This window comes from Streptomyces endophytica (assembly GCF_026153355.1).
In the GTDB taxonomy this organism is placed as follows: Bacteria; Actinomycetota; Actinomycetes; order Streptomycetales; family Streptomycetaceae; genus Streptomyces; species Streptomyces endophytica.
On sequence record NZ_CP110636.1, the window covers coordinates 754,717 to 767,072 of the forward strand.

Below are 12,356 nucleotides of genomic sequence, written 5' to 3' on the forward strand. Positions count from 1 at the left end.
GCCTCGTGGACGCGCGCGGGCGCCCGCCCCCACCGGGGACGGGCGCCCGCGCGCCGGTCGTCTCGCGTCCGCTCAGTCGTTGGCGACGACGGGGTAGCGCGGCTCCCGCTCGGCCATCTGCCGCAGCGCGTCCTTGCGGTCCCGCTTGGAGAGCCGGTCGATGTAGAGGTAGCCGTAGAGGTGGTCGGTCTCGTGCTGCAGGCAGCGCGCGAAGTAGCCGGTGCCCTGCACGGCGATCGGCTCGCCCTTGGCGTTCTGGCCGCGGACCACGGCGTAGTCGGGGCGGGCCAGCTCGGCGTACGCGCCGGGCACGGACAGGCAGCCCTCGTTGGAGTCGTCCAGCACCCGGCGCTCGGCGGGCAGCTCGTCCAGGACGGGGTTGCAGACCGCGCCGACGTGCCGGACGCCCTCGTCGTCCAGGCAGTCGTAGACGAAGACCTTCAGGTCCACACCGATCTGGTTGGCGGCCAGGCCCACGCCCTCGGCGGTGCGCTGGCTGGCGAACATGTCGTCGATCAGCTGGGCCAGGCTGTCGTCGAACTCCGTGACGTCCTTGCACTCCTTGTGGAGCACCGGGTTACCGACCACGGTGATCGGGCGGGAGGTGCCGCGCTCCCGGTGGGCGGTCTCGCGCTCCTCGCAGTCCTCCGTGTCGACGATGAACTCGACGCTGTCCTGCTGATCACTGTCCTGCTGGGCCATCTCCGCCGTACGCCTTCCTCAAAACCCTGATGGGACGTCGTACAGCCTACGGGGACGGCCCGGCGCTCAGCAGACCTCTTCGAGATCACGCCATTCGCGGGTGTCCGGGCTGTCCGCGACCCAGCCGTCGAGCAGCCCGCGGACCAGCGCGGACGGCGCCGCGATACCGCATTCGCGCTCCGGCACCCACAGCGAGCCCGAGCCCGCGGTGCGGTGGCCCAGCGGGCCGGGGTGGCCCGGTTCGCTGTGGTCGTGCGGGTCCAGGTGCTCGCCGTCGCCCTCGTCGCTGGGCATCCGGCTCTCCGAGCACGTACGGCACAGCAGGCGGACGGAGGACGACCAGTCCTCGGCGGCGAAGCCGGCGTCGGCCGCCAGCCGCTCCAGGGCGTCCCGGTCGGCCTCGGTGGCGGCCTCCAGGAGCACCACCCAGGTGGGGACCGGGGAGGGCGCCCACAGCTCGATCTCGTCGAAGACCGGGTACGCCTGCCCGTCGGACGTCGTCCGCTCGCCGTGCGGGACGCCGTCGTGCAGCACGACCTCGCCCCAGCGCCGCCCGGAGGACGGCAGCGGGATCGACAGCACCTCGATGCGGGCCGGGTCCAGCCGGCGGCCCCAGACCACCTCGGCCTCGCCCTCCGGGGAGAGCCGGACCGCGGCGCTGCCCAGGGCCATGCCGAGCGGTTCGCCGGACGGCGAGCCCTCACCGGGGACCTTCAGGCCGTACGCCTGCCAGGCCCGGCGGGCCAGCGGCCAGTCCTGGAGGGCGGTGGCGGCGATGCCGACGTTCCACCAGTCGGGCGCACCGGTCTCGCGGTCGAGCAGCGCCACCGCGCGCAGCCCGGCGGCCCGGGCCTGCTCCCAGTCGTGCCGGAACTTGTGCAGCAGCGCGAGGTTGAACCAGGACTCCGACAGCCACGGCTCCATGTCCGCGGCCCGGGTCAGCAACGCCCCCGCGTCCTCGTAACGGCCGTCACCGATCAGCGTGAAAGCGCGGTCGGTCGCCTGCCGCCACGAGGCGGAGGGCCGGTGCCGTACCTTGCCGAAGATCCTCACGATTCCCGCCTGCTGGTTGCTCTCGTTGCCGCCAGGTGGTCTCCCGGGCGGCTCCCGGGGCCCTTCCGGGGGCCCACTCGACAACCTGCCACAGATTGCCGTCGAGCTCAGCCCGGTTTGCTGCTCCCCTGCGGCTGATGCCCCTCACCGACCCCCTGAATCCCCTGGGACTCTCCTCACAGGGGCTTCCATCGCATCCAACCATGCCCGTCTCGGAGGCCGCTCATTACCCATGGGTTCTGGCACTTCGGGCGGAATTCCGCAAGCGGAGGGAACCATGGGGCGGCACGGGGGCCGGGCCGCCCCGGTGCGGTCCTTCTCACACCTCCCGGCCGCCGCGGGCCAGGACCCGGGCGAGCGCCTCGACGACGCGGGGCTCGTGGTCCTGCGCGGTGGCCAGTCGCAGCCGCTCCAGGGCGCGCAGCCGGCCGCCCGGCCCGCCGGCGCCGCCCGCCAGGTCGTCGTAGGCGTTGACGGTCCGGACGATGCGCGCGGTGACCGGCTGGTCCGGGTACGGGTCGGCCTGCCGCTCGACGATCGTCGCGACCTCGGCGGGCACCCCGGTCTGCCGGACGACGGCGCCGCCCAGCAGGGCGATCCGGCGCTGTTCGGCGGGCGGCAGCGGGGCGGTGGCACCGTCCGGCACCGGGTCCAGGAGGGAGAGCTGACCGATGTCGTGCATCAGCGCGGCGTACTCCAGCACGTCCAAGTCCGGTTCGGTCAGGCCCAGTTCGCGGCCCACCGCGCGGCTGAGCGCGGCCACCCGGCGGGCGTGGCCGTGCGGGGTGTACCCGGCGATCTCGGTGGCGCGGGCCAGCGAGGCGATGGTCTGGCGGTACGTACTGCGCACCGCCGCGAACCGGCCGAAGGCGAGCTGGGTCAGCAGCAGCGGCAGACAGAACACCGGCAGCGCCCACAGGCCCACGACCGCGGTGGCGAGCGCGATCACCACGCCGGTGGCGCAGACGGCGGTGCCCATGCCGGGCAGCGCCCGCAACTCGTCGCACAGCAGCGGCCCGTACGGCCAGCCGGTGCGGGCGTGCGCCAGGGTGGCGGCGAGCACCGCGTCACACAGCGTGGTCAGCGCCAGCAGGCCGATCAGGAAGAACGGGTAGGCCGGCCCGTTCGCCACCCAGCCGCCCAAGGTGCCGGTGGTGTAGAGGGGTTGGAAGCAGGTGGCGGCGAATCCCGTGGTCAGCACCCGGCGGGCGAGCCGGTCCGGCGCGGTGCGCCGGCCGCGCGCGACCTGCGGGACGGCGCCGATCAGGGCGGCCGCCAGGACGACGGCGACGGTCTGCGGGACGCCGTGCGTCGTCGGCCGGCCGCCCGCCTCGCCGAGCAGCGCGTACGCCAGCGCCCCGGCCGCGCCCAGCGGGGCCGCCGTGCGGTCGTCCGGCGCCCGTCCCGGCCCGGTGGCGGGGGCGGGGCCGCAGGCGGCCAGCTCGCCGGCCGCGATCAGCACCCCGAAGGCCAGCGCGATCGCCGGCCGGTCGAGCCCGGCCCACAGGGTCCGTCCGAGGGACCAGCAGGCCAGCGCGGCGGCGGCGGTGTGGACGGCGACGACGACGGCGCGGCCGCCTCGGTGGCGGGCGGCCCTCCGCGTGCCGGCCGGTACGGCGGTGGGCCGGCCGTCGGACGCCGGGGGGCCGGTCCGCCGGGCATCCGGGGTTCCGCACGGGCGCCGGTCATCGCGGACCACCGCCCCACCCGGCCGGCCCGGCGGCTCCGGGCACCGGCTCGGGCACCGCGCCGGCCGGCCGGTCACCGCGGCCTTCCGGGGCGGGGACCGCCGTGCCCCGGGGGTCCCCGGCACGGCCCTCGGTCCGCGAAGGTGTGACGTTTCCGCTCCGGGTCGCGCCCGGCCCGTCGTCGGCCGCGGTGACCAGGTCCGGGTCCCAGCCGTACCGGTGCAGCGCCGCCGCCAGCGCCCGCACCATCCGCGGGTCGAACTGCGTGCCGGCGCATTTGCGCAGCTCGGCGACGGCCACCGGCACCGGCCGGGCCCGGCGGTAGGACCGGGTGGAGGTCATCGCATCGAAGGCGTCCGCGACCGCCACCACCCTGGCGAACTCCGGGATCTGGTGGCCGCGGAGACCGTACGGGTAGCCGCGCCCGTCCAGCCGCTCGTGGTGGTGCAGGATCGCCGCCCGCGCCTCCCCCAGGAAGCCGATGCCGCGGACGATCTCGTGCCCGTACTCCGGGTGCAGTTCGATCACCCGGCGCTCCTCCGAGGTCAGCGGCCCGTCCTTGCGCAACAGCCGGGTGGGTACGCCGAGTTTGCCGACGTCGTGCAGGATGCCGGCGAACCGGAGCGCCTCGGTCCGGTCCTCCGCCATGCCCAGCTCGCGGGCGATCATCACCGAGGCGCGGCCGACCCGTTCGCCGTGCCCGCGGGTGTAGCGGTCCTTGATGTCCACGGCCTGGACGAGCGCCCGGATGGTGGCCTGGTGGGCGGCGCGTTCGCGGTGGCAGCGGTCGAAGACCCAGCACGAGAGGCACATCGGCAGCAGCACCAGCAGCGCCGCCGGCGGTCCGTACGAGCTGCGCCACAGGACGGCCATCATCAGCCCGGCCAGGCCGTGCACGAGGTACCGGGCCTGGGCGAGCGGCCCGCGCCAGGCGGTGCGCACCGGGTGCCGTTCGGCGGCGATCAGGATGCCGCCGTCCAGCGCCGCGAGCACCGCGCAGTAGACGGCCGCGGCGGCCAGGGCCGGCAGCAGCAGGAGGGGGAACCGCGGGGCCGACAGCGCGGGGTGGTCCAGGGCTTGGAAGGCCGCGGCGGCCGCGCCGCAGGCGAGGGCCTGCTCGGCGGCGTGCCAGATCCGGCGGGCGGTGGCCGCCCGGGAACGGACCGGGGCGAGCAGTGCCCCGGGGACGGCGGCCAGCGCGGCCAGCGGCGGCGGCAGCAGGAAGACGCCGGCGAGGACCAGGGGGCTGGTCCAGCCCGTACCGCCGACGGACCGCGTCCGTTCGGGCAGCCGGCGGCCGACGAGCGGGCAGCAGGGGATCCGTTCGCACAGTGCGTACAGGGCGGCCAGGGCGAGGGCGGTGCCCCAGGGGGCGCCCGGGCCCAGCGTCAAGGCCCGAGCGGTGCACAGCGCGGCGGCCAGGGCCGTCCCGCCGATGTACCCTCGCGCGGCCGCCGGAAGCTCCCGCATCGCGCCCTCCTCACCGTGCCCGCCGGCTCCGCCCCGTTTCGGGGAGCGGGGACGGCCCTCGGCACGCCGCGTCCGCAGCGCGCTCGGGTCGGTGAGAATAGAGGGGTTGGCGCGCCCGGGAAGGCGCATCAGCGGATCGGGCGGGAGGAATCGCCCCGCCCCTCACTCATTGGGGTGATGTGCCGCGGTCTTCGCCCCGCGCGGCCGCGGTCCGTGCAACGTGGCGGGCGGTGCCGGTCATGCGCCGGTCGCCCGGGAGGCCCTGCCGGGCGACGGCCTCAGGCCTCGGCGGTACGGGTGTCGGCCGCCGGGCCGGAGCCGCCGTTGCCGGCCTCCGCCGCACGCGCCTGCTGCTCCCGCTGGGCCTGTTCGTGCCGGGCCTGGTCCAGGACGCTCACCTCGGGCACGGCCTCGCCGGCCCGGATGAGGTCGATCCGGCCCATGACCTTGGAGCGCAGATCGCTGGGGACGTCGTCATGGCCGCAGCAGCGCTTGACGAGCTTCTTGACGGCCTGCTCCAGGCCGTACTTCTCCAGGCACGGGGAGCATTCGTCGAGATGCACCTGGAATTCCGCGCACTCCCCGGCGGGCATCTCCCGGTCGAGATACTCGTAGAGGTGGTCAAGGACCTCTGAGCAGTCCTTCTCGTGCGGCTCTCCGCAGCTCATGATCCCGAGCCTTTCCGGTCGTGCGACTCCGACGTCCGCGCGGCCTGCGGGTCCGCAGTGGCCGCACCCGCCGGAACCAGCCCGCGTTCGCGGGCGTAATCCTCCAGCATGCCGCGCAGTTGGCGGCGGCCGCGGTGCAGACGGGACATCACCGTGCCGATGGGTGTCCCCATGATGTCCGCGATCTCCTTGTACGCAAACCCCTCGACATCGGCGAGGTAGACCGCGATGCGGAATTCCTCCGGGATGGCCTGCAGGGCGGCCTTCACGTCCGAGTCGGGGAGGTGGTCCAGCGCCTGGGACTCGGCGGAGCGCAGCCCCGTCGACATGTGCGACTCGGCGCGCGCCAGCTGCCAGTCCTCGATCTCCTCCGCGGCGCTGCGCTGCGGCTCGCGCTGCTTCTTGCGGTAGGAGTTGATGAAGGTGTTCGTGAGGATGCGGTACAGCCACGCCTTGAGGTTGGTGCCCTCGCGGAACTGGTGGAACGACGCGTACGCCTTCGCGTACGTCTCCTGGACGAGGTCCTCCGCATCGGCCGGGTTGCGCGTCATGCGCAGGGCGGCGGAGTACATCTGGTCCAGGAAGGTGAGCGCGTCCCGCTCGAAGCGCGCGTTGCGCTCGGCCGCACTCTCCTGCCGGCGGTCGGACATCTCCTCGGCCGAGCCGTCGGTCCCTGCGTCGGTACCGGTGACCGGACCCACCTCCTCCAACACCGTCACGGATCCGGAAGCGGACCCACTCGATTCGGAGAATAGACGACGATCCGGTACCGCCGCCGCTCCAGCCAGGGCGGGCTGTGCCACCTGCATCTGCGACCACGGCAGGTCAGCGGCCGGGCGGGCCGGGCAAGCGATTCCCATGCGGCGGACTCCCATTCCTCGTGCTTCGCTGGTACGTACGCGCGTCCGTACGGATGCGACAACAGCCGCCCCGGCCCGGGCATTCCCGCTCCGCGCGATCTTCTTCCGGCGGTTTCGCTTCCCGGGGTTGACAAATGCGGTTGCCGGTTCGGCAATGGGAGCGTGGACGACGACACCGCCGGCACCCCGCCGGACCGCACCGCGCACGCCCCGGCGACCGGCGCCGCCCCCGACCGCGCCCCGGCGCCGGACCAGGTCTACGACCGGGTCCTCGCCGAGGTGGGGCCGCGGCTGCGGCGGATCCGGCAGGAGCGCGGGGTGACCCTGGCCGCGCTGTCCGAGGCGACCGGCATCTCGGTGAGCACCCTCTCGCGCCTGGAGTCCGGCGGCCGCCGGGCCACCCTCGAACTGCTGCTGCCGCTGGCCCAGGCGCACCAGGTGCCGCTGGACGAGCTGGTGGGCGCGCCGGAGGTGGGCGACCCCAGGATCCGCGCGGTGCCGCAGCGGCGCGGCCGTATGACGGTGGTGCCGCTGACCCGCCAGCCGGGCGCGTTGCAGGCGTTCAAGCTGGTGATCGATGCCGTCGCCGGCCCGCCGGAGCAGCGGGTCCACGAGGGCTACGAGTGGCTGTACGTACTCTCCGGACGGCTGCGACTGCTGCTGGCCGACCGCGATGTGGTGCTGCGGGCCGGGGAGGCGGCGGAGTTCGACACCCGGCTGCCGCACTGGTTCGGGCCCGCCGACGGGACACCGGTCGAGGTGCTGAGCCTCTTCGGGCGGCAGGGCGAGCGGGTGCACGTACGGGCCCGGCCGCGCGGGCAGGGCGACTGAGCCCCGGCGCCGGCGGACCCCCGCGGGTACCCGGGCCGCTGCCGGCACCCGCGGCGGTGCTCAGCCGAAGAGCCCGTCCAGCCAGGCGAGTACGGCGTCGGTGAGCCCGGTCATCGTCGCGGCCTCGCCGACCCCGGCCTTCTTCGGGACCGCGAACCCGTGGTCGCCGTGCGGCACTTCGGCCAGCTCGGTGCCCGGCGGGAACTCGTCGGGCCGGCCGAAGGGGTCCCGGCCGCCCTGCACGACCAGCGTCGGCACCCCGGCGCCGGTCAGCTCGTCCACCCGGGACTTCTCCGGCCTGCCCGGGGGTGCAGCGGGAAGCTCAGTGCCAGTACGGCCTCGGCGCCCAGCTCGCGGGCCGTACGGCAGGCCACCCGGGCGCCCGCGCTCCGGCCGCCGGCGACCACCGGCAGTCCCGGCTTCTCCAGCGCGGGCCACAGCGCCGTCCACGCCGCGTCCAGGGTCTTCGGCGCCGGCGCCACCTTCTTGCCGGCCACCCGCCACGGCTGCTCGACCAGCGCCACCGGGTAACCGCGGGCCGGCAGCGCGGCCGCCAGGGCCCGCAGGTCGCGCGCCTCGATACCACCGCCGGCGCCGTGGCTCACCGCCACCACGGCCCGCGCCGGCGTCGCCGCGCGGTACCAGGTGATCCGGGCCTCGCCCGCCGGCGTCCCGACCGTCTCGGTCTCCTTCGCCCCTGTGCTCATATGCCCATCCTGCCCGCGCCGGGACGCGAACGGCACCGCCCCACGCCCGCCGGACGGCCACCGGGCCGGGCCCCACCGGGCGCGCACCGGCTCAGAACAGCGTGCCGACCTCCGGCCCGTCGAGCTCGGTGACCAGCTCGGGCCCGTTGTTGCGGACGTTGCTGACGTCGGTCGGTACGGGATGGGCGCGCATCAGGCCGGGCGGCGGGGGCGCCAGCAGCTCCCGCAGCTCGTCGGGGTCGGTCCGGCCCGGGTCCAGCCAGGCGTCCCAGCGGTCCGGGGGCAGCACCAGCGGCATCCTGGGGTGGATCTCGGCCAGCGACTGCGGGCCGGCGCCGCCGTCCGCCCCGGCCAGCGGGGTGGTCTCGGCGGCGGTGGTGACGACCGTGCAGGTCACCCACCAGGCCAGCGGGTGGTCGCCGGGGAGCGTGCGGTCCCGCCAGAACTCGTACAGCCCGGCCATCGCCATCACGGAGCCGTCCGCGGGCGTCACGAAGTACGGCTGCTTGCGGGGCCGCTTCTTCCGGCCCTGCTCCTCCAGCTCCCGCTCGGCCGCGTCGGTGACCCACTCGAAGTAGCCGTCACCGGGGATCAGACAGCGCCGGGTCGCGAAGGCCCGCCGGAACGACGGCTTCTCGTGGACCGTTTCCGAGCGCGCGTTGATCATCCTTGCCGCGCCGTCGGGTGATGTCGACCACGACGGGACCAGCCCCCACTTCAGCGGCCGCAGCTGGCGCACCGGCCCGTCAGGGACGCCCTCGCCTTTGAGCGGACGCTCCAGCACCGCGTGCACGGTGGCCGTCGGCGCCACGTTCCAACTGGGTGCCAGCGTCTCCTCGGGCTCCCACTGCTGCACCCCGAACAGGCCGACCAGGTCCTCGGGGCGACGACTCGCTGCATACCTCCCGCACATGCATGCCACACTGCCATGCCACACGAAGGGGAGACATGGAGACCGACCACCTCACCGACATATGGGGCCGGGTCACCGGGACCCAGCCCGCCCCGTCGCTCTGGCTGGTGATCGCCACGGCGGTGCTCGCCCTGGCCGTCGTCGTCCCGCACACCGCGTGGCGGCTCTCGCGCAATGCGATCACCATCGCGCACGAGGGCGGGCACGGCCTGATCGCACTGGTCAGCGGGCGCCGCCTGGACGGCATCCGGCTGCACTCCGACACCTCGGGACTGACCGTTTCCCGCGGCAAACCGACCGGTCTCGGCATGGTGCTGACCGCCGCGGCCGGTTACGTGGCACCGTCCCTGCTCGGCCTGGCCGGTGCCGCCCTCCTGGCGGCCGGTCACATCACGGCCCTGCTGTGGGGCGCGACCGCCCTGCTGCTGGCGATGCTGGTCATGATCCGCAACGCCTACGGCGTGCTCACCGTCGTCCTGGCCGGCGCCGCGTTCCTGCTGGTCTCCTGGCTGACCACACCGGACGTGCAGGCCGGTTTCGGGTACGCGGCGGTGTGGTTCCTGCTGCTGGGCGGGGTGCGGCCGCCCTTCGAGCTGATGGGCAAGCGGCGCCGGGGTGGAGCCGTGGACTCCGACCCGGACCAGCTGGCGCGGCTGACCCACGTCCCGGCGGCGCTGTGGCTCGGCCTCTTCCACGTGGTGACGCTGTGCTCCCTGATGGGCGGCGGACGCTGGCTGCTCGGCCTCTGAGGGCGCCGGCGGACCCCGGCCGTCAACGACGGCACGCCCCGTACTCCCGCCCGGTATGTCCGCCGCGCCTCGTACGTCCGCCGTGCGCGGTCCGTACGTCCACCCTCTCCGCGCTTCCGGCACGCGAGCGCATTACCAGTGCCATGTTTCGGATGGGTTGCGCCACTTTTGATCAAGATCGGCACCCTTGCCCAGCCATTAAAGTAAGGGCATGACCGAGAGCCCCGCACATCCCGCCCTGTGGCCCGCCCCCGTCGCACCCGGGGCCGTCGATGCAACCGTCACCGTGCCCGGCTCCAAATCGGTCACCAACCGCGGCCTGGTGCTGGCCGCCCTCTCCTCCGAGCCCGGCTGGCTGCGCCGCCCGCTGCGCTCCCGCGACACCCTCCTGATGGCCGAGGCGCTGCGCACCATGGGCGTCGGCATCGAGGAGACCGCCTCCTCCAGCTCCGCCGGCTCCGCGGACGCCGGGGACCGGCCCGGCGGCGGTGAGGCCTGGCGGATCATCCCGGCCGGTCTGCACGGCCCGGCCGTCGTCGACGTCGGCAATGCCGGAACGGTCATGCGCTTCCTGCCGCCGGTCGCCGCGCTCGCCGACGGCCCGGTCCGCTTCGACGGCGACCCGCGCTCCTACGAGCGCCCGCTCGGCGGCGTGATCGACGCGCTGCGCGCCCTGGGCGCCCGGATCGACGACGACAACCGCGGCGCGCTCCCGATGACGGTCTTCGGCAGCGGCGCCCTGGAGGGCGGCGCGGTGGAGATCGACGCCTCCTCGTCCTCGCAGTTCGTCAGCGCCCTGCTGCTGTCCGCGCCGCGCTTCAACCAGGGCGTCGAGGTCCGGCACGTCGGCGCGGCCCTGCCGTCGATGCCGCACATCCGGATGACCGTCGACATGCTGCGCAGCGTCGGCGCGCAGGTGGACACCCCGGAGGCGGGCGGCGAGCCCAACGTCTGGCGGGTCACCCCGGGCGCACTGCTCGGCCGCGACCTGGTCGTCGAGCCCGACCTGTCCAACGCCCAGCCGTTCCTGGCCGCCGCCCTGGTCACCGGCGGGCGGGTCACCATCCCGGACTGGCCCGAGCACACCACCCAGCCCGGTGACGCGCTGCGTGAGATCTTCACCACCATGGGCGGCTTCTGCGAGCTGACCGACCAGGGCCTGACCTTCACCGGCAGCGGCCGCATCCACGGCATCGACGTCGATCTGAGCGAGGTCGGCGAGCTGACCCCCGGCATCGCCGCGGTCGCCGCGCTCGCCGACTCCCCCTCCACGCTGCGCGGCGTGGCCCACCTGCGGCTGCACGAGACCGACCGGCTGGCCGCGCTCACCAAGGAGCTCAACGAGCTCGGCGGCGACGTCACCGAGACCGCGGACGGGCTGCACATCCGGCCGCGCCCGCTGCACGGCGGGATCTTCCACACCTACGACGACCACCGGCTGGCCACCGCCGCCGCGGTCATCGGCCTCGCGGTCGAGGGCGTGGAGGTGGAGAACGTCGCCACCACGGCCAAGACCCTGCCCGACTTCCCCGCGCTGTGGACGGACATGCTCAGCGCGTCGCCCGGCCCGGCCCGGAGAGCCTGAGGGACCGGCCGCCATGCGCCGCTACGGCAAGAACCCCGATGAGGACGACGTCCGCGTCCGCCCCAACCGCAAGGGCAACCGGCCCCGTACGAACATCCGCCCCAAGCACGAGGACGCGGCCGAGGGCCTGGTCCTGACCGTCGACCGGGGCCGGCTGACCTGCCTCATCGAGGGCCGCACGGTCACCGCGATGAAGGCCCGCGAACTGGGCCGCAAGAGCGCGGTGGTCGGCGACCGGGTCGCCGTCGTCGGTGATCTGAGCGGCGCCAAGGACACCCTCGCCCGGATCGTCCGGGTCGAGCCGCGCACGTCCACGCTGCGCCGGACGGCCGACGACGACGACCCGTACGAGCGGGTGGTGGTCGCCAACGCCGACCAGCTCGCCATCGTCACCGCGCTCGCCGACCCCGAGCCGCGTCCCCGGCTCATCGACCGCTGCCTGGTCGCCGCCTACGACGCGGGCCTGGACCCGCTGCTGGTGCTGACCAAGTCCGACCTGGCGTCCGCCGACGCGCTGCTGGAGTCGTACGGCACGCTCGGCGTCCCCGCCATCGTCACCAACCGCGACGAACTCGCCGACGGCAGCGCCGCCGAGCAGGTCCGCGAGACGCTCAAGGGCCGGATGACGGCGTTCGTCGGGCACTCCGGCGTCGGCAAGACGACCCTGGTCAACGCGCTGGTCCCGGAGCGCCGCCGGGCCACCGGCAACGTCAACGCGGTCACCGGCCGCGGCCGGCACACCACGACCTCCGCGCTGGCGCTGCCGCTGCCCGGTGACGCGGGCTGGGTCATCGACACCCCCGGCGTCCGCTCCTTCGGGCTGGCCCACATCGACCCGTCCCGGGTCATCCACGCCTTCCCCGACCTGGAGCCGGGCACCGTCGACTGCCCGCGCGCCTGCAGCCACGACGAGCAGGACTGCGCCCTGGATCAGTGGGTCGCCGACGGCCACGCCGATCCGGCCCGGCTGCACTCGCTGCGCCGGCTGCTGTCCACCCGGGAACGACGCGAGGGCGACTGATCTCCCGGAGTTCGCTGCCCTCCGCCCGGAACAACTGCATAATCACACCAGGGCCGGCGCACGGTCACCGGCCGCTGACCGCCAGGCGGGGCCCAGCGGAGCGGAGCTG

Annotated in this window: 11 protein-coding genes and 1 pseudogene; 4 read left to right on the plus strand and 8 right to left on the minus strand. The window is 74.7% G+C overall.

What is annotated here, in order from left to right:
• Positions 1–72: 72 nt before the first annotated feature.
• The 6 genes from def to OJ254_RS03380 all read right to left on the minus strand — a co-directional run bounded on the left by def (position 73) and on the right by OJ254_RS03380 (position 6,282).
• Positions 73–702: a peptide deformylase gene (gene def / locus OJ254_RS03355; RefSeq protein ID WP_265361189.1), complete on the minus strand. Its 630-nt coding sequence runs from the start codon at positions 700–702 to the stop codon at positions 73–75.
• A gap of 66 nt (positions 703–768) precedes the next feature.
• Complete coding sequence (locus tag OJ254_RS03360) at positions 769–1,755, minus strand: tetratricopeptide repeat protein (protein ID WP_265361191.1); 987 nt, start codon at positions 1,753–1,755, stop codon at positions 769–771.
• 319 nt (positions 1,756–2,074) lie between these two features.
• Positions 2,075–3,289: an HD-GYP domain-containing protein gene (locus OJ254_RS03365; RefSeq protein ID WP_265365028.1), complete on the minus strand. Its 1,215-nt coding sequence runs from the start codon at positions 3,287–3,289 to the stop codon at positions 2,075–2,077.
• A 151-nt stretch (positions 3,290–3,440) separates the two neighbouring features.
• Positions 3,441–4,913: an HD-GYP domain-containing protein gene (locus OJ254_RS03370; RefSeq protein ID WP_265361192.1), complete on the minus strand. Its 1,473-nt coding sequence runs from the start codon at positions 4,911–4,913 to the stop codon at positions 3,441–3,443.
• 278 nt (positions 4,914–5,191) lie between these two features.
• Positions 5,192–5,581, minus strand: coding sequence for a mycothiol system anti-sigma-R factor (gene rsrA / locus OJ254_RS03375; protein WP_265361193.1), 390 nt, complete (start codon positions 5,579–5,581; stop codon positions 5,192–5,194).
• Complete coding sequence (locus tag OJ254_RS03380; RefSeq protein WP_265361194.1) at positions 5,578–6,282, minus strand: sigma-70 family RNA polymerase sigma factor; 705 nt, start codon at positions 6,280–6,282, stop codon at positions 5,578–5,580. Before OJ254_RS03380 ends, rsrA begins: the two co-directional genes overlap by 4 nt.
• A 438-nt stretch (positions 6,283–6,720) precedes the next feature.
• On the opposite strand from OJ254_RS03380, the gene OJ254_RS03385 reads away from it, so the two are divergent.
• Positions 6,721–7,272: a helix-turn-helix domain-containing protein gene (locus OJ254_RS03385; RefSeq protein ID WP_265365029.1), complete on the plus strand. Its 552-nt coding sequence runs from the start codon at positions 6,721–6,723 to the stop codon at positions 7,270–7,272.
• A 60-nt stretch (positions 7,273–7,332) separates the two neighbouring features.
• Here the strand turns inward: OJ254_RS03385 and OJ254_RS03390 are convergent.
• Together OJ254_RS03390 and OJ254_RS03395 are read right to left on the minus strand one after the other, a co-directional pair.
• A pseudogene (locus OJ254_RS03390) lies at positions 7,333–7,979 on the minus strand (alpha/beta hydrolase family protein).
• 91 nt (positions 7,980–8,070) lie between these two features.
• Positions 8,071–8,892 (minus strand): SOS response-associated peptidase, encoded by an 822-nt coding sequence (locus OJ254_RS03395; protein ID WP_265361195.1) that lies wholly within the window; start codon positions 8,890–8,892, stop codon positions 8,071–8,073.
• A 35-nt stretch (positions 8,893–8,927) separates the two neighbouring features.
• Here OJ254_RS03395 and OJ254_RS03400 point away from each other — a divergent pair, with 35 nt between their 5' ends.
• From OJ254_RS03400 to rsgA, 3 genes are all read left to right on the plus strand, one after another.
• Positions 8,928–9,641: a M50 family metallopeptidase gene (locus OJ254_RS03400; protein WP_265361197.1), complete on the plus strand. Its 714-nt coding sequence runs from the start codon at positions 8,928–8,930 to the stop codon at positions 9,639–9,641.
• Between the two features lie 211 nt (positions 9,642–9,852).
• Positions 9,853–11,226: a 3-phosphoshikimate 1-carboxyvinyltransferase gene (gene aroA / locus OJ254_RS03405; protein WP_265361199.1), complete on the plus strand. Its 1,374-nt coding sequence runs from the start codon at positions 9,853–9,855 to the stop codon at positions 11,224–11,226.
• 13 nt (positions 11,227–11,239) lie between these two features.
• Complete coding sequence (rsgA, locus tag OJ254_RS03410; protein WP_265361200.1) at positions 11,240–12,247, plus strand: ribosome small subunit-dependent GTPase A; 1,008 nt, start codon at positions 11,240–11,242, stop codon at positions 12,245–12,247.
• The last annotated feature ends 109 nt before the right edge of the window (positions 12,248–12,356 follow it).